The 15,662-nt window shown below is 70.5% G+C and carries 17 protein-coding genes; 6 read left to right on the top strand and 11 right to left on the bottom strand.

Annotation, left to right across the window (positions count from 1 at the left end; all coding sequences use genetic code 11):
• The first annotated feature begins 29 nt into the window (after window positions 1-29).
• Together ABD197_RS05815 and ABD197_RS05820 are read left to right on the top strand one after the other, a co-directional pair.
• A complete protein-coding gene (locus tag ABD197_RS05815; RefSeq protein ID WP_344052528.1) occupies window positions 30-1,415 on the top strand; it encodes a serine hydrolase domain-containing protein in 1,386 nt (461 codons plus the stop codon).
• Complete coding sequence (locus tag ABD197_RS05820) at window positions 1,408-2,160, top strand: NUDIX domain-containing protein (protein ID WP_344052530.1); 753 nt, start codon at window positions 1,408-1,410, stop codon at window positions 2,158-2,160. Before ABD197_RS05815 ends, ABD197_RS05820 begins: the two co-directional genes overlap by 8 nt.
• A gap of 2 nt (window positions 2,161-2,162) precedes the next feature.
• On the opposite strand, the gene metX is transcribed toward ABD197_RS05820, so the two are convergent.
• Both metX and ABD197_RS05830 read right to left on the bottom strand, forming a co-directional pair.
• A complete protein-coding gene (gene metX / locus ABD197_RS05825) occupies window positions 2,163-3,374 on the bottom strand; it encodes a homoserine O-acetyltransferase MetX (protein WP_344052531.1) in 1,212 nt (403 codons plus the stop codon).
• A 146-nt stretch (window positions 3,375-3,520) separates the two neighbouring features.
• Window positions 3,521-3,739 (bottom strand): hypothetical protein, encoded by a 219-nt coding sequence (locus tag ABD197_RS05830; RefSeq protein WP_344052532.1) that lies wholly within the window; start codon window positions 3,737-3,739, stop codon window positions 3,521-3,523.
• Window positions 3,740-3,884: 145 nt separating this feature from the next.
• Here ABD197_RS05830 and ABD197_RS05835 point away from each other — a divergent pair, with 145 nt between their 5' ends.
• A complete protein-coding gene (locus ABD197_RS05835) occupies window positions 3,885-4,580 on the top strand; it encodes an SDR family NAD(P)-dependent oxidoreductase (RefSeq protein WP_344052533.1) in 696 nt (231 codons plus the stop codon).
• A 94-nt stretch (window positions 4,581-4,674) separates the two neighbouring features.
• Here ABD197_RS05835 and ABD197_RS05840 read toward each other — a convergent pair whose 3' ends face one another.
• A complete protein-coding gene (locus ABD197_RS05840) occupies window positions 4,675-5,997 on the bottom strand; it encodes a bifunctional o-acetylhomoserine/o-acetylserine sulfhydrylase (protein WP_344052535.1) in 1,323 nt (440 codons plus the stop codon).
• Between the two features lie 130 nt (window positions 5,998-6,127).
• Here ABD197_RS05840 and ABD197_RS05845 point away from each other — a divergent pair, with 130 nt between their 5' ends.
• Genes ABD197_RS05845 through ABD197_RS05855 form a run of 3 tightly spaced genes read left to right on the top strand, consistent with a single transcriptional unit; the run spans window position 6,128 to window position 8,233 of the window.
• A complete protein-coding gene (locus ABD197_RS05845; RefSeq protein WP_344052537.1) occupies window positions 6,128-6,913 on the top strand; it encodes an SDR family oxidoreductase in 786 nt (261 codons plus the stop codon).
• On the top strand, window positions 6,913-7,614 hold the full coding sequence (locus tag ABD197_RS05850; protein ID WP_344052540.1) for a uracil-DNA glycosylase: 702 nt from the start codon (window positions 6,913-6,915) through the stop codon (window positions 7,612-7,614). The genes ABD197_RS05845 and ABD197_RS05850 overlap by 1 nt, the downstream gene beginning before the upstream one ends.
• 4 nt (window positions 7,615-7,618) lie before the next feature.
• On the top strand, window positions 7,619-8,233 hold the full coding sequence (locus ABD197_RS05855; protein WP_344052542.1) for a GNAT family N-acetyltransferase: 615 nt from the start codon (window positions 7,619-7,621) through the stop codon (window positions 8,231-8,233).
• Here the strand turns inward: ABD197_RS05855 and ABD197_RS05860 are convergent.
• The 8 genes from ABD197_RS05860 to ABD197_RS05895 all read right to left on the bottom strand — a co-directional run bounded on the left by ABD197_RS05860 (window position 8,202) and on the right by ABD197_RS05895 (window position 15,659).
• Window positions 8,202-8,513 carry a protealysin inhibitor emfourin gene (locus ABD197_RS05860; RefSeq protein WP_344052544.1) on the bottom strand — a complete coding sequence of 104 codons (312 nt, stop codon included), beginning with the start codon at window positions 8,511-8,513 and terminating at the stop codon, window positions 8,202-8,204. The two genes, ABD197_RS05855 and ABD197_RS05860, sit on opposite strands and share 32 nt — an antisense overlap.
• Window positions 8,514-8,544: 31 nt before the next feature.
• Complete coding sequence (locus ABD197_RS05865; protein ID WP_344052545.1) at window positions 8,545-9,612, bottom strand: M4 family metallopeptidase; 1,068 nt, start codon at window positions 9,610-9,612, stop codon at window positions 8,545-8,547.
• A 9-nt stretch (window positions 9,613-9,621) separates the two neighbouring features.
• Window positions 9,622-10,431, bottom strand: coding sequence for an ABC transporter ATP-binding protein (locus ABD197_RS05870; protein ID WP_344052547.1), 810 nt, complete (start codon window positions 10,429-10,431; stop codon window positions 9,622-9,624).
• Complete coding sequence (locus tag ABD197_RS05875; RefSeq protein ID WP_344052549.1) at window positions 10,428-11,219, bottom strand: ATP-binding cassette domain-containing protein; 792 nt, start codon at window positions 11,217-11,219, stop codon at window positions 10,428-10,430. Before ABD197_RS05875 ends, ABD197_RS05870 begins: the two co-directional genes overlap by 4 nt.
• Entirely contained in the window at window positions 11,216-12,133 is a 918-nt protein-coding gene (locus ABD197_RS05880) for an ABC transporter permease (RefSeq protein WP_344052552.1), read from the bottom strand. The genes ABD197_RS05875 and ABD197_RS05880 overlap by 4 nt, the downstream gene beginning before the upstream one ends.
• Window positions 12,133-13,083, bottom strand: coding sequence for an ABC transporter permease (locus ABD197_RS05885; protein WP_344052555.1), 951 nt, complete (start codon window positions 13,081-13,083; stop codon window positions 12,133-12,135). The genes ABD197_RS05880 and ABD197_RS05885 overlap by 1 nt, the downstream gene beginning before the upstream one ends.
• Complete coding sequence (locus ABD197_RS05890; RefSeq protein ID WP_344052557.1) at window positions 13,080-14,594, bottom strand: ABC transporter substrate-binding protein; 1,515 nt, start codon at window positions 14,592-14,594, stop codon at window positions 13,080-13,082. The genes ABD197_RS05885 and ABD197_RS05890 overlap by 4 nt, the downstream gene beginning before the upstream one ends.
• A gap of 138 nt (window positions 14,595-14,732) precedes the next feature.
• Window positions 14,733-15,659 carry an alpha/beta fold hydrolase gene (locus ABD197_RS05895; RefSeq protein WP_344052559.1) on the bottom strand — a complete coding sequence of 309 codons (927 nt, stop codon included), beginning with the start codon at window positions 15,657-15,659 and terminating at the stop codon, window positions 14,733-14,735.
• Window positions 15,660-15,662 lie beyond the last annotated feature (3 nt).

The raw sequence follows: 15,662 nt of genomic DNA on the forward strand, positions 1-15,662 counted from the left end.
GCTCGTCCGGCGCCGGTTAGCATTCCGGAGTGACCTCGATCCTGCCGCGCAGCACGCCGTCCGCCCACGGGATCGATGCGGTCGGCATCCTTGATCTGCTCGACGCGCTCGAGCGCGCGCCCGGAGTCGAGACGCACAGCCTCATGCTGCTCCGTCATGGTCACGTCGTCGCGGAGGGCTGGTGGGCGCCCTACTCGCCGGACCGGCCGCACCTGCTCTACTCGCTGAGCAAGAGCTTCACCTCGACCGCGCTGGGTCTGGCCGTCGCGGAGGGCCTCGTCAGCCTCGACGACACCGTCCTCTCGCACTTCCCGGATCTCGACGCCGAGGTCACCGATCCCCGCGCCCGGCGGATCCGGGTGCGGCACGTCGCCGCGATGGCCAGCGGGCACCTCTCCGATACGATCGACGCCGCCCGCGCGATCGACCCCGACGACCTGGTCCGAGGGTTTCTGATGATCCCGCCCGACCGAGAGCCGGGCTCGGTGTTCGCCTACAACCAGCCGTGCACGTTCTCGGTCGCCGCCATCATCCAGAAGGCCGCCGGCATGCCGCTCACCGAGTACCTGCGTCCGCGGCTTCTCGATCCGCTCGGCATCGGGGAGGTCGGCTGGCTCACCGACCCGCGCGGCCTCGAGCTGGGCTTCAGCGGTCTGCACGCCACGACCGACGCCGTCGCGGGGCTCGGGCAGTTGTACCTCCAACGTGGGCGCTGGGAGGGGGAGCAGCTGCTGCCGCAGGCGTGGGTGGACGAGGCCACGCGCGCGCACATCGAGAATCCCGACGAGCCCAACCCGGACTGGCGTCAGGGCTACGGCTTCCAGTTCTGGATGGCCCGGCACGGCTATCGTGGCGACGGCGCGTACGGGCAGTTCTGCGTCGTGCTCCCGGAGGCCGATGTGGTGCTCGCGATGACGGGACAGAGCGAGGACATGCAAGCGGTCCTCGACGCGGTGTGGGAGCACTTGCTTCCGGCGATCGACCGAGCGACGACGACGCCGGATGCCGAGTGCCGGCTGCGGGATCGGTTGGCCGCCGCCGCCCTGCCGTCCCCTCCCGGCGGTCCGGTGACGTCTCCGCAGCGCACCTTCGCGCCGGGGCCGCAGAACGCGGTGCCGAGCATCACCGAAGTGCGAGTGACGCCGGGACCGGGCTCGACGGCGCTCTCGATCCATCAAGCGGGCGAGGAGATCACGGTGCACGCGGGGGTCGGTGCGTGGCACGACGCGGATGTCGTCGCGGCTGCAGGCGGGGAGCAGAAGTCGGGCGAACTCGCGTTCGATCTCGTCTTCGTCCAGACCCCTCACCGGCTCCGCATCGTGTGCGCGGCATCCGAGGATCTCTTCGCCGCGCGGTGGGTCACCGAGCCGCTGCACCCGCTCGCGCTGTCGGACATGCGGATGCCGCGTGGCTGACGACGACGCGGCGCTGCGCGCGCTCCGGGTCATCGCCGATGCCGCCGGGCGATCGCGACCGCGCACGGCCGCCGATTTCTCCGATCCGGACGTGCCGGTCGCGGCGACGGTCGTCCTGCTGCGCGAGGGCGATGCCGGGCCGGAGGTGCTCATGATCCGACGGCCCGACCGCGGCTCGTTCGGCGGTGCATGGGTCTTCCCGGGTGGCAGGCTCGACGCCGCAGACGGCGACCCGGCCATCGAGGAGGCGGCCGCGCGCGCGGCAGCGCTGCGTGAGACGCGTGAGGAGACCGGGCTCGAACTCGACGCCGGTGGGCTGGTTCCCCTGTCGTGCTGGGACCCGCCGCCGGGGATCGCGCTGCGGATCCGCACGTGGTTCTTCCTCGGGTCGGACCCCGGCGGTGAGCTGGCGCCGGAGCCGCAGGAGGTCGACGCCGTGGAATGGACGCGGCCGGCGGACGTCCTCGCTCGCCACGCCCGCGGCGAGCTGACGCTGTACCCGCCCACGTTCGTGACGCTGGACGATCTGGCCGGACACGCGGATGTCCAGGCGATCCTCGAGACGGCGCGGATCAGCGGCCTGAAGCGGTACGCGACGGTCGCTCGAGAGGGCGCCGGTGGCCCGATGCTGCTGTGGCAAGGCGATGCGGACTACGAGGATGACCGGTCATCGGCCGTGGGCGCGGCATCCCGTCACCGCCTCGACCTTTCGCGACTGCCGTGGGTCTACACGCGGACCCCGTGAACTCAGGCGGCCGGCGCGTCCAGGAGCCGGCGCAGGTGTCGGCCGACGGCAGGTGTCTCGATCAGGAAGCCGTCGTGGCCGAAATCGCTCGAGAGCACGACGGCGCCGTCGTCGATCGTGCTGCGGATTCCGCGAGCGATGCGGTGCTGACCCTCCACCGGGAACAGCCGATCGCTGTCGATGCCCAACACGAGCGTGGTCGCGGTCACGCGGGCGAGGGCGTCCTCCACCCCGCCGCGATCGCGTCCGATGTCGTGGGAGTTCATCGCCTCGACGAGCGTGATGTAGCTGTTCGCGTCGAAGCGCCGGGTGAAGCGGTTGCCGTGGAAGTCGAGGTACGACGCGACCGCGAATCGCCCGCCGTGGCCGAGCGGGCTCACTCCCGACTGCCATGACCTCTGGAAGCGCTGGTTCAGCTCGGTCGGCGAGCGGTAGTTCAGCAGCGCCATACGCCGCGCGAGCGCGAGCCCGCGGTGGGGTCCGTCGCCGTCGCCGGAGTCGTAGTACTCGCCCCCCTGGAAGCGCGGGTCGATGTGAATCGCCTCCAGTTGCACCGAGTTCAGGGCGATCTGGTCGGCCGTGTTCACCGGCGGTGCGGACAGGATGCCGACCCGCGCGACCCGGTCGGGCTGGCCGACCGCCCACTCCAGTGCGTGCATTCCGCCCATGGACCCGCCGATCACGCCGGCCCACCGTTCGATGCCGAGGGCGTCGGCGAGCCGGACCTGCGCGTGCACTTGGTCGCGCACCGTCAGGTACGGGAAGCGCGACGCCCACTCGTATCCGTTCGGTGCGATGCTCGAGGGCCCCGTCGATCCCTGGCACCCGCCGAGCATGTTCGGGGCGATCACGAACCAGCGATCGGTGTCGATCGGGGCGCCGGGTCCCACGATGTCCTCCCACCAGCCGTCGGTGGGGTGCCCCGGTCCGGCCGTGCCGCGCACATGGCTGTCGCCGGTGAGTGCGTGCAGCACGAGCACCGCGTTGTCGCGCGCGGGGGAGAGCTCGCCCCAGCTCTCGTACGCGAGCCGATAGCCGGGGAGCTCCTGGCCGCCCTCGGTGCGGAAGGCGCCGAAGCTCGCGAAGCGGCGATCGCCGATCGGATCGCCGTCGCGCCACGCGCCGGTCGCGGGCGGGCGGCCCAGAAGCAGGCGGGCGTCGGCCTCGGTCACGGGCGCGCTCGGCACCGTGTCCTCCGAGGTCTGCCAGTCCATGCGTCTCATTCTCTCGTCCGCCGGGACCGGGTGCCGTCGTGTTACGCCCGTCGGCGCCGCGAGGAGGAGAAGCCCGGGAACAGACGAAGCGACTCGGAGACCCCAATCTCCGAGTCGCTCGGGATCATCTTGAGCGTGTCAGGCGATCACTCGCCGCACGCTGCCCGGGCAACCTCGTTCTTGCCCGGACCGCCGAGCAGCTTGACCGCCTGGCCGACGTTGTCGAGTCCGAGGAGGCTCTCGGTGTTGATGGCCTTGTGGATGCCGCCGAAGCAGGCGTTGGCGTTCGGTGCGGCGTTCGCGGCACCGGCGAAGCCGAAGACCGAGAGGGCGGAGATGGCTCCGATGGCGAGAATGCGCTTCATTGGACTTTCCCTTCTGACAGCGGGTGCGTTTCACCCGACACGCTAGGTTCTTCCCCGCGGGGGCCGAGGCCGGATGCAGGAGCGGGCGACTTTTTCCGAACGGGATCCGGCCCTCGGGGTGGCCCTGGCGCACCAGAATGGCGGCATGGCGAGATTCCTGATCATCGCGGCGACGAGCGGCATCGGCTCGGCGGCCTGCGACCTGCTGCGGCAGAGCGGACACGACGTCCTCGCGACGGCGCGAGGGGCGGCATCCGGAGTCGACATCGTGCTCGACGCGACCGATTTCGACGCGGTCGACCGCGCGGTCGCCGAGGTGGGGCCGCTCGACGGCGTCGCGTGCTTCGCGGGTTCGATGCTGCTCAAGCCCGCGCACCTGACTTCGCGCGACCAGTACGACGACGTGATCGCCGCGTCGCTGACCACGGCGTTCGCGACGGTGCGCGCGGCGGGCAGACACTTGCGCTCGGGCGGATCCGTCGTGCTGGTGTCGTCCGCGGCGGCGATGGCGGGTCTGTCCAACCACGACGCGATCGCCGCCGCGAAGGCGGGGGTGATCGGTCTGATGCTGTCGGCCGCTGCCAGCTACGCGAGCCAGGGCCTGCGGATCAACGCGGTCGCCCCCGGCCTGACCCGGACACCGCTCACGGCGGGGCTCACGGCGAGCGAGGGCTCCCGCAAGGTGTCGGAGGCGATGCACGCGCTCGGTCGTCTGGGTGAGCCCGCCGATGTCGCGCGCGGGGTCGCGTTCCTGCTGGATCCTGCGAACGACTGGATCACCGGCCAGGTCCTCGGCATCGACGGCGGCCTCGGACACGTGCGTCCCAAGGTGCGCGCATAGGTCGCAACGCATTCGGGGCACGCGCCCGCTCCCGCGGTCCGTGTGGCAACACGGGCCGCGACGCGGAGCACGTGCCCCGAGCGTGGTTGTCGCGCTAGGCGCGCGCAGCCTCGCTGACCCGGCGGGCGGCCGCGAGCGCCTGCTCGAGGTCGGCCTTGAGGTCGTCGATGTTCTCCAGGCCCACCGAGAGGCGGACGAGCCCGGGCGTCACACCCGTCGTCAGCTGCTGCTCGGGCGTGAGCTGCGAGTGCGTGGTGGATGCCGGGTGGATCACGAGCGAGCGTACGTCGCCGATGTTGGCGAGGTGGCTGAACAGCGTGAGGGTGTTCACGAACTCGCGGCCGGCCTCCACGCCGCCCTTCAGCTCGAACGACAGCACCGCGCCCACGCCCTTCGGAGCGTATTCGTTCGCCTTGGCGTACCACGGCGAGGACGGGAGACCCGAGTAGTTCACCGACGCGACGTCGGACTGCTCCTCGAGCCACTCCGCGATCTCCTGCGCGTTCTGCACATGACGCTCGATGCGCAGCGACAAGGTCTCGATCCCCTGGATGAGCAGCCAGGCGCTCTGCGGCGAAATCGCTGCGCCGAGGTCGCGCAGCAGCTGCACGCGCGCCTTGATGATGTACGCGAGTCCGTCGCCGACGGCGGCGGTGTACGACGCGCCGTGGTAGCTCGGGTCGGGAACGGTGAGCCCGGGGAAGCGGTCGACGTTCTCCGACCACGCGAAGGTTCCGCCGTCGACGATGACGCCACCGATGACCGTGCCGTGACCCCCGAGGAACTTCGTCGCCGAGTGCACGACGATGTCGGCGCCGAACTCGAACGGCTTGATCAGGTACGGGGTCGCGATCGTGTTGTCGACGATGAGCGGGACGCCGGCTTCGTGTGCGACGTCGGCGACGAGGCGGATGTCGAGGATGTTGATCTTGGGGTTGCCGATCGTCTCGGCGAAGAAGAGCTTGGTGTTGGGGCGGACCGCTGCCGCCCACTCCGCCGCGTCGTCCTGGTTCTCGACGAACGTGACATCGATGCCGAGCTTCTTCAGCGTGTACTTGAAGAGGTTGTACGTGCCGCCGTAGATCGAGCTCGACGAGACGATGTGGTCGCCGGCCTCGGCGATGTTGAGCACCGCGAACGTCTCGGCCGCCTGGCCGCTCGCGACCAGCAGTGCACCGGTGCCGCCCTCGAGCGCCGCGATGCGCTGCTCGACGACATCCTGCGTCGGGTTCTGGATGCGGGTGTAGATGTTGCCGAACTCGGCGAGGGCGAACAGGTTCGCCGCGTGGGTCGTGTTGTCGAAGACGTACGAGGTCGTCTGGTAGATCGGCGTGGCGCGGGCCTTGGTGACCGGGTCCGGCTGGGCGCCGGAGTGGATCTGCTTGGTCTCGAAGCGCCAGTTCTCGGGTGCGGACATGTGCGTACTCCATCGGGTGTCGTCCAGGCGGCGGCGGACGCTGCGGCCTGTGTCGAGAGTAGGGATGCCGTCCTCTGTCAACAACGGACGGGAAATGTGACGTAACACCGGGTGTCGGTAGCGTGGAGGTATGGTGACACGGCGCGCAGTGGTGACAGGGGCGAGTTCGGGGATCGGTGAGGCCGCGGTCCGCGCGCTGCGCGCGAGCGGCTGGGATGTCGTCGGTGTCGCACGGCGTGCCGACCGTTTGCACGCTCTCGAAGAGGAGACCGGAGCCGTCGCGTTCGCGGCGGACCTCACCCGCCAGGAAGACGTGGATGCGCTGTCCGCCTGGCTCGCTGAGACCGGGCCGGTACATGCCCTCGTGCAGGTCGCCGGTGGCGCGCGCGGCACCGACCGGGTCGAGGATGCGCGCCCCGCGGACTGGCAGTGGATGTTCGATGCGAACGTCCTGTCCAGCCAGCGCCTGGTCGCCGCGCTCCTGCCGCACCTGCGCGGCACCGCCGCGGTGGACGGGCACGCGGACACGCTCTTCGTGACCTCGACGGCGGCGTTCACGCCGTACCCAGGCGGTTCCGGGTACAACGCGGCGAAGGCCGCCGAGGCCATGCTCGCCCACGTCCTGCGCCAAGAACTCAACGGGGAGCCGATTCGCGTCACCGAGGTCGCCCCGGGAATGGTGTTCACAGAGGAATTCACGCTCAATCGGTTGGGTGGCGACCGGGATGCCGCGGAGCGCGTCTACGAGGGCGTCGAGAACCCGCTCACCGCCGACGATGTCGCCGACGTGATCGCGTACGCCCTGAACGCGCCGGGGCACGTCAACCTCGATCTCGTGACGATGCGACCGGTCGCGCAGTCCGCGCAACACCTGCTCGCCCGCGGGCCGCTGCGCGTCCGCGGCGGCGTCGACTGATGGCACGCACGCTCGCCGAGCTCGCCGCCGACGGACTGATCGATCCGGCGTGGGCGGACGCCCTCCAGCCGGTGGCCCCTCGGATCGCCGCGCTGGGCGACCGGCTCCGCGAAGAGGTCGCGGCCGGCCGCGGCTATCTCCCCGCCGGCGAGAACGTGCTGCGCGCGTTCCGGCGCCCGTTGGCGGAAGTGAAGGTGCTGATCGTCGGGCAGGACCCGTACCCCACGCCCGGGCACCCGATCGGGCTGTCTTTCGCGGTCGACTCCCACGTGCGCCCACTGCCGCGCAGCCTCGGCAACATCTACCGCGAGTTGAACGACGACCTCGGCATCCCGCCGGCGGCCCACGGTGATCTGTCGGCGTGGAGCGACCAGGGCGTCCTGCTCCTGAACCGCGTGCTCACCGTCGCACCCGGCGCCCCCGCGTCACACCGGGGGTGGGGATGGGAGAAGGTCACCGAGCACGCGATCCGCACGCTCGTCGCGCGCGATGCGGCTCTCGTGGCGATCCTCTGGGGCAAGGATGCCGCAAGCCTGCGTCCCCTCCTCGGATCGACGCCGATCATCGAGTCGCCGCACCCGTCGCCGCTCTCCGCGAGCCGTGGCTTCTTCGGTTCGCGTCCGTTCTCGCGCGCGAACGCGCTCCTGGAAGAGCAGGGCGTGCCGGGCGTCGACTGGGCGATTCCTGCGCGCGTAGGCTGACGGCATGCTCGAGGAGGAATACGACCGGGATCGCCGCCGCCTTCCCCGGCACCTGCGCAAGCCCGCGCCGCCCGAGCCCGGCTTCTCCTTCACGATCAGGCCGTTCCAGGAGCGCGACCTGCCGGATGTCCGTGAGATCTACAACTACTACGTGACGAACTCCGTCGTGACCTTCGACGAGAAGAAGTGGACGCTGACGCAGTGGCGCGAGAAGGCGGCGCTCCTGCACAAGCTCGGTCTGCCGTTCCTGGTGGCGGAGTCCCCGTCCGGTCAGATCCTCGGGTACGCCCTCGTCCAGCCGATGTCGAGCAAGTCGGCCTATCGGTATTCCGTCGAGAACTCGATCTACCTCGGTCACGCCGCCGCGGGCAAGGGCCTGGGCAGGGCCCTCCTCGAAGCGCTGATCACAGCGTGCGAGGAGGCCGGCATCCGCGAGATGGTGGCGGTGATCAGCGACAAGGGGGCCGAGGCCTCGATCGCCCTCCACGAGAAGCTCGGCTTCGTCGAGGTCGGACGGATGGGCCGGGTGGGCTTCAAGTTCGGTCGGTGGCTCGGCACGATCTACCTGCAGAAGCACCTGAAGCCGGTCAAGAAGAGGAAGGGCCTGTTCGGCCGCTGAGATCGGCGCGCACGGCGCGCACCGCGTCGATCAGTTCGCGCCACGGTCCCTGCACCTCGGCGTCGGGAAGCGCCGCTTCCCGCGCGGTCGGTCCGCAGACCGCGCCGACATGCCACATGAAGCGGTCCGCCCCGGTCGGGACGATCGGCCGCGCCGGGTCCGCCGCGTCCCACGGGCAGCGGTCGATCAGCTCGGCCCAATGACCGGCATCCGCAGTCTCGGGCTGCGCCTGCCACGTGCGCTTCGCGCCGGCGATGCCGCCCGTGCGGGTGACGGTCACCGACAGCCGATTCGCGCGCGCAGGCTCCGCATCAGGTCGTTGCTGCTCCGTCATCCATCACGCCGACGCCGATCCAGCCCCTCCGGACCGCGTCGAGGACCTCCGAGTCTTCACCGTACTCCGCCGCGGCCGTGGAGACGGTGGCCCGGGCGAAGGCGGCGAAGCCAGCGGTCGGCGAGAGCGCGCCTGAGGTGAGTGTCAGATACCAGACGCGCCCCGCGCGTTCCCAGGCCTTCCCGCCGAGCCGCTGCGCGGTCAGATAGAACGCATGGTTCGGGATGCCGGAGTTGATGTGCACGCCCCCGTTGTCGTCCGTGGTCTGCACGTAATCGTCCATGTGCGCCGGCTGCGGGTCGCGTCCGAGCACGTCATCGTCGTAGGCCGTGCCGGGCGCCCGCATCGATCGCAGCGCCACGCCCTGGACGGCGGCGGTGAAGATGCCCTCGCCGATCAGCCAGGACGCGGCATCCGCATCCTGCCCCGCCCGGTGCTGTTCGGTCAGCGCGCCGAACACGTCGGACATCGACTCGTTCAGCGCCCCGGACTGCCCCTGGTACTCCAGCCCGCCCGCGAACTCGGTCACGCCGTGGGTGAGCTCGTGCGCGATCACGCTGAGCGAGCCGGTGAACCCGACGAACACCTCGCCGTCCCCGTCGCCGAACACCATGCGCTCGCCGTTCCAGAACGCGTTGTCGTAGTCCCGCCCGTAGTGCACGGTCGCCAGCAGCGACCCGCCGAGTCCGTCGATGCCGTTGCGCTGATATGCGTCCCAGTAGAAATCGAACGTCGCCCCGAGCCCGTCGTACGCGTCGTCGACGGCGGCGTCGGAGGTGGGCGGGTCGTCCTCGCCGCGGACGCGCGTTCCGGGCAGCTGCTCGCGCTGCTGCGCGTCGAAGATCGTGCGATCCGGCGCCGGTGCGCCCTCGAAGACGAGGGTCCCGCCGTCCTCGACCGACATGCGGATGCGCGATCGCGTCGGCCGGTACGGGCGCGGGGTCAGCAGCGTCGCCTGTGCGGCCTGCGCCGCGTGCGCCCACGCCGGCTCCTGGACGGCGGCGATCCGCGCGAGCAGATACGGGGGGATGATCGCGTGGGTCATGCTCAGAGGCTAACCGCCCCCGCCGACGCCCGGATCGATGACGGGTATCGAGGCGAGCAGTCGCCGCGTGTAGGCGACTTGGGGGTCGAGGAGCACCTTCTCGGTGGGCCCGTCCTCGACGATGCGCCCGTCCTTCATCACGATGACCTCGTCGCACAGGTTCTGCACGACGCCGATGTCGTGGGAGACGAGCACCAGCGTGAGGGCGTCTCGGGAGCGCAACTCCGCCAGTAGCTCGAGGATCTGCGCCCGCACGGTGACATCGAGCGCCGACAGCGGCTCGTCCCCGACGAGCAGGGCCGGGCGGTGCACGATCGCGCGGGCGATCGCGATGCGCTGTCGCTGCCCCCCGGAGAACTCGTGCGGGAAACGGTCGGCCATCTCGGCCTCGAGCCCCACCTCGGTCAGCACCTCGCGGACGCGGGCGCGCCGGTCGCCCTCGATCCCCAGTGCCCACAGCGGTTCCCCGACGATCCGGCCGACGCTCATCCGCGGGTCCAGGGACGCATACGGATCCTGGAACACGATGCCGGTCTGCCGGCGGAGCCAATGCAGACGCCGCGCCGCGGCCGCGGCATCCACCGGCTCGCCGTCGAACTCGACCGTGCCGGCCGTCGGCGCGTCCAGCCCCAGGAGGAGGCGCACGAGGGTCGACTTGCCCGATCCGGACTCGCCGATGATCCCGACCGCCGAGCCGCGGCGGACGACGACGTCCGCGTCCTCGAGTGCGGTGGTGAACGTACGAGGCTCGAACAGGGTCGTGCGGGGGACCGGATGCCGCCGGGTCAGGCCTCGGGCGCGGACCAGGATCTCGCTCATCGGTCACCCCGATCCGGAGACCACAGCGTCGCCGTGGCATCGCGCAGAAGACCACGGGTGACCTCGGATGCGGGCGAGGTCAGGAGCGTGGAGATCGGACCGGTCTCCACGACCCGGCCGTCCTCCAGGACGACCGCGTGCGTGGCGATCTGCGAGAGCACCGCGAGGTCGTGCGTGATGAACACCAGGGACATCCCGTCGTCCGTCACGAGCGAGAGCAGGAGCTCCAGGATCTCGGCCTGGATCGTGACGTCCAGAGCGGTCGTCGGTTCATCGGCGATCAGCAGGCGCGGGCGGCAGGCGAGGGCCATCGCGATCGCGGCGCGCTGTCGCTGGCCGCCGGAGAGCTGGTGGGGATAGCGCGAGACGATGCGCGCCGGATCGGGCAGGGCGACGCGCGCCGCTTCGGCGACGGCGCGTGCGCGCACCTCGGAGCGCGACAGGCCCTCGTGGATGCGAACCGACTCGCCGATCTGCCGCCCGATCGTGCGGATCGGGTTCAGCGCGGTCTGCGGCTCCTGGAAGACGATGCCGATCTCGTCGCCGCGCAGGTCGGCGAGCTCCCGGTCGGGCAGGCCGATCAGTTCGCGGCCGTTCCAGCGGACACTCCCTCCCGCGACCGCCGCGTCCGGCAGTAGCCCGAGGATCGCGAGAGCCGTCAGGGACTTGCCGGATCCCGACTCGCCGATGAGCCCCACCCGCGCGCCGTCCGGCACATCGAACGAAACGCCGTCCACGACGCGGCGGTCGCCGATGTCGATCGTGAGGTCGGTCACCTCAAGGCTCACGCGACCACCTCCGGCACGTGGCGGATCGCTCCGCGCGGCGGATGCAGCCGGTCCCGCCCGCGGGACAGCGTCGGGTCGGTGGCCTCCCGGAGTGCGTCGCCGAGCAGGTTCAGTCCGAGGACGGTGAGGGTGATCGCCAGGCCCGGCCACAGCACGGACAGCGGGTAGACGCTGATGTACTGCTGCAGCTGTGCCAGGAGAACGCCCCACGACGGCTCGGTTATCGGGGCGCCGAACCCGAGGTAGGACAATCCCGCCTCGGCGAGCACCGCCACCGCCATGCCCCACGAAAGCTGCACGATGAACACGGGTGCGACGTTCGGCATGAGGTGCCGCCACAGGTTCTGCAGCGGGGTGAGACCGGACGCGCGGCCCGCGAGGACGAAGTCGCTGTGCAGGACCCGGCGCAGCTCCGGTCGGGTGACTCGAGCGATGTTGACGCCGAATCCGATGCCCACCGACCAGATGACGACGCCGAGCGATCCTCCCCACACCGCGCTGATCATCATCGCGATGATCAGCACCGGGAACGCGATGAGGATGTCCACGAGCACCGCGACCGACTCGCGCAGCCAGCGGGCGGTCAGTGCGCCGAGCGCGGCGAGCGCCACGCCGATCACGGTGGCGATCGCCCCGGCACCCACCGCCACGAGCACCGTCGTGCGCGAGCCCGCCATGAGGAGACTGAGGATGTCCCGGCCGGTGCCGTCGGTGCCGAGCGCATGCGGCCAGCCGGGAGCCGCCCAGCGCTCGGCGATCGAGACCTGCTGCGGGTCGAAGGGCGTCCAGAACAGGGAGACGAGAGCGGTCAGGGCGACCACGGCGACGACGATCAGGCCGAACCGGCCGGTGGACAGCGCCCACAGCCTGCGCAGCCACGGTGTGCGCGGCGTGCGCGCGGTGTGTCGGGCCATCAAGGCGCCTCCCTCTGGCGCGGGTCGATCACGCGGTGCAGCAGGTCGACGGCGAACCCGACCACGAGGACGAAGCCGGTGAGCACGAGCAGTTCACCCTGCACCTTCGGCAGATCCCGTGCGCTCACATCCGCCACCAGCATCCGTCCGATCCCGGGGAGCGAGAAGAGCTGCTCGATCACGACGGCTCCGACGATGATGCCGGCGACCTGGAGTCCGAGGACGGTGATGACGGAGAGGGCCACGTTGGGAAGCCCGTGACGGATGAGCGCCGTGGTGCGGGTGAGGCCCTTCGCGGCGGCCGTCCGCACGTAGTCCTGACCGATCGCCTGCATCGTGGCGCTGCGGACGAACCGCATGAGCATCGCCCCCTCGACGATGCCGATCGTCAGCGCGGGGAGCAGCAGGGAGCGGATCGCGGCCGCCGGGTCGTTCCATCCGCTCCGCGGAAATCCCTGGGCGGGCAGCCAGCCGAGCCAGACCGCGAAGACGACGACGAGCATCATTCCGGCCCAGACGACGGGAACCGCGGCGAGGGTCTGCGCGCCGATGCTCAGGAACGTGCCGTCCCCGTGGCCGCGGCGCATCGCCGACAGCACGCCCAGCGGCACGGCGAACAAGACCGCGATCGTGAGCGCCATCAAGCCCAACGGCACCGTGACCTGCGCCTTCTGCGCGAGTTCGGCCGCGACACCGGACCCGTTCAGGAGCGACGTACCGAGATCCCCGCGGAAGATTCCGCCTATCCACTCCAGATACTGGAGAGGGAGCGGCTGGTCCAGGCCCAGCCGCTCCCGGATCGCGGCCACCTGCTCGGGCGTGCCGTTCGTGCCGGCGATCAGCTGGGCGATGTCACCGGGAAGTACTCGCAGGGACAGGAAGATCAGCACGCTGGCGACGAGGAGCCCGAGCAGAAGCAGGGCCGCCCGCGTCAGCGTGTACTTGATCACCCGTTGCTCTTGGTGAGCTCTGCGAGGTTGAGGCGTTCGTTGACGTTGATCGAGGGAAGGCCGGTGAGGTTCGTGCCGACGGCGACGACGGACGCGCCGTTGTAGAGCCAGTCGCCGGCGGCGTCTTCGGAGACGATCTTCGCTGCCTGCGCGAGGAGGTCGGCGGCTTCGGCTTCATCCGTCGCGGCGAGGGACTGCGCGAACAGGTCCTGCACCTGCGGGTTGTCGTAGGTGAAGTAGTAGTCCGGGTTCGCCCAGTTCTCGAAGTCGTGGGCCTCGGTGTGCAGGACGAAGCTGAGGTCGTAGTCCTTGTTCACGTAGACGTCGTTGATCCAGGTGGGGAAGTCCACCGAGTTGACCTCGAGGGTGATGCCGACCTCGTTCAGGTCCGACACGAGGATCTGGGGGATCGTCGTGGAGTAGAACGAGGGGATCGTGAGCTGCAGGGTGAGGTCTTCCGCTCCGGCCTCGGCGAGCAGCGCCTTGGCCGCGTCCGGGTCGTACGGTGCGACATCCGACAGGTCTTCGTACCCGGGATCCAGCTCCGGGATCGGCCCATAGAGGGTCTGACCCGAGCCGAGGGCCTCCACCAGGGCGTCGTGATCGATGGCCTGCCGGATCGCCTGCCGGATGCGCTTGTCGGCGAGCGGGCTGCCCGGTGCCTGGTTGAACGCGAGCGTGCCCTTGTCGGTGGACGCGCCGAGGACGAGCTCGAAGTCACCGGTCGCCTCGACCTGCTCCTTCAGGTTCGCGTCGAAACCGGTGACCGCGTCGACCTCGCCGGCGAGGGCGGCATTCAGCGCCGCCTGGTTGTCGGGGATGTAGTCGAACACGACCTCGGCGATCTTCGCGGGCTCACCCCAGTAGTCCTCGTAGCGGTCGAACGTGATGCTGTCGCCCTGCTTCCACGACGAGAGGGTGAAGGGCCCGGTGCCGTTGGCCTTCGTCTGATAGTCGACCGTGTCACCCTCCTTGAGGATCAGTCCGGCACGGCCGGTCAGGTTCCACAGCAGCGACGAGTCCGGCTCGGTCAGGGTCAGGGTGATCTCCTGCCCGTCCGCCGTGATCGAGGACACGTTCGCGAGACGCGCCGAGTCCGACCATTCCGGGGTGTCCTTGCGGGTCTGCAGCGACCAGACCACATCCTGCGCAGTCAGCTCCTGACCGTCGTGGAACGTCACGCCCTCGCGGAGCGTGAAGGTGTACGTCAGACCGTCGTCCGAGACCTCCCAGTCCGACGCCAGCGCGGGAACGATGTCCTGCTCGGGCGTGCGCGAGACCAGCCCCTGGTAGATGTTGTCGACGAGGATCTGATCCAGCGCCGCACCGGCCGTCTCCCGGATGTCCAGATTGCCCGGCTCCAGCACCAGCCGGATCACCGCCGACGCATCCGGGTCGGGAGCGGTCGTCGCCGTGGGATCGGGTGCCGCGCCACCTCCCGTGCATGCGGACAGCAGCAGGGCGCCGGCAGCCAGCACGGCGGCAGCGGCAAGGGAGGTACGGCGGAACATGGGGGTCCTTTCGAAAGATCACCCGCGATACGGATGTCTCAGACGGCGACTCGGACGAGATCGGGTCGATCCGGTAGTCCAGCCTAGAGAACGCCCGCACCGAGGCATGCGCCCGCTACACGGAACGCAACACAAGCGTTAACCCTTCCCGGCGATCTCCCGCAGTCGAGCGCCGAGTTCGCGGGGCCTCTCCTCCTGCACGTTGTGGCCGGTCGGCGCGATCTCGACGCTCGCTCCGGGCAGGCGGCGGGAGAACTCCGCGGCGTCGGCCTCGGTCACGTAGCCGCGGTCTCCCCGGATCAGCGTGATCGGGGCGGCGACCGCGGCCAGGTCGTCCCAGCCCGTCGCCGACAGGACGTTCGCGACCGCGTCCTGCCGCGCGGGCGCGTCCGCAGCCCGGTCGGGCGCGGCGGCGAGATGCGCGAAGTGGTGCTTCCACTCGACCCGGCCGTCCGGGCGGATGCGCGAGTTGAGGAACACCCCGCGCTCGGCGGCCGCCCGCGTCCCCCCGAGGCCGAAGGCGAGTGCGCGGTCGACGAGCTCCTCGCGGGTCGCCCAGTCGGTGGGGCCGGCGAAGAACTCCCGGATCTGCGTCGGACCCGCGTTCGGGTCGACCCCCGGTGTGATGTCGATCACGACGAGCTGCGCGACGGCGGCGGGGGCGGATGCCGCCACCGCGGCCGCCGTGAGGCCGCCGAGCGAGTGACCCACGAGCAGCTGCGGCCCGTTCGTCCACTCCCGCAGCCCGGACACGACGTCGGGAGCGAGCACGCGCGCCGTGTAGGCGGCATCCTCGCGCCAGGATGAATCGCCGTGGCCGGGGAGGTCGATCGCCAGCGCGGGCAGGCCCAGCGCGAGGATCGTCGTATCCCACGTGTGGGCGTTGAGTCCGGCACCGTGCAGGAACGTGACGACGGGCGCACCGTCGCCGTAGCGCAGCGCACTGAGCGTGCGTCCGTCCTCGAGCGTCACGTCCACGCGTTCGCCGCGGGGGAGAGGCGGCGCGACCCCGATGTCGGCGGCCTGGGCCGGAAGGAAGGAGAACTCGTCGGTGGGTGCGCTCACCCT

Source organism: Microbacterium lacus, from assembly GCF_039531105.1.
Lineage (GTDB): Bacteria > Actinomycetota > Actinomycetes > Actinomycetales > Microbacteriaceae > Microbacterium > Microbacterium lacus.

What these genes read in the sequence shown, in the direction of transcription:
- metX (WP_344052531.1), bottom strand. Translation starts at nt 3,374, where the DNA reads ATGGACTGGCAGACCTCGGAGGACACGGTGCCGAGCGCGCCCGTGACC.
- ABD197_RS05830 (WP_344052532.1), bottom strand. Translation starts at nt 3,739, where the DNA reads ATGAAGCGCATTCTCGCCATCGGAGCCATCTCCGCCCTCTCGGTCTTC.
- ABD197_RS05835 (WP_344052533.1), top strand. Translation starts at nt 3,885, where the DNA reads ATGGCGAGATTCCTGATCATCGCGGCGACGAGCGGCATCGGCTCGGCG.
- ABD197_RS05840 (WP_344052535.1), bottom strand. Translation starts at nt 5,997, where the DNA reads ATGTCCGCACCCGAGAACTGGCGCTTCGAGACCAAGCAGATCCACTCC.
- ABD197_RS05845 (WP_344052537.1), top strand. Translation starts at nt 6,128, where the DNA reads ATGGTGACACGGCGCGCAGTGGTGACAGGGGCGAGTTCGGGGATCGGT.
- ABD197_RS05850 (WP_344052540.1), top strand. Translation starts at nt 6,913, where the DNA reads ATGGCACGCACGCTCGCCGAGCTCGCCGCCGACGGACTGATCGATCCG.
- ABD197_RS05855 (WP_344052542.1), top strand. Translation starts at nt 7,619, where the DNA reads ATGCTCGAGGAGGAATACGACCGGGATCGCCGCCGCCTTCCCCGGCAC.
- ABD197_RS05865 (WP_344052545.1), bottom strand. Translation starts at nt 9,612, where the DNA reads ATGACCCACGCGATCATCCCCCCGTATCTGCTCGCGCGGATCGCCGCC.
- ABD197_RS05870 (WP_344052547.1), bottom strand. Translation starts at nt 10,431, where the DNA reads ATGAGCGAGATCCTGGTCCGCGCCCGAGGCCTGACCCGGCGGCATCCG.
- ABD197_RS05880 (WP_344052552.1), bottom strand. Translation starts at nt 12,133, where the DNA reads ATGGCCCGACACACCGCGCGCACGCCGCGCACACCGTGGCTGCGCAGG.
- ABD197_RS05890 (WP_344052557.1), bottom strand. Translation starts at nt 14,594, where the DNA reads ATGTTCCGCCGTACCTCCCTTGCCGCTGCCGCCGTGCTGGCTGCCGGC.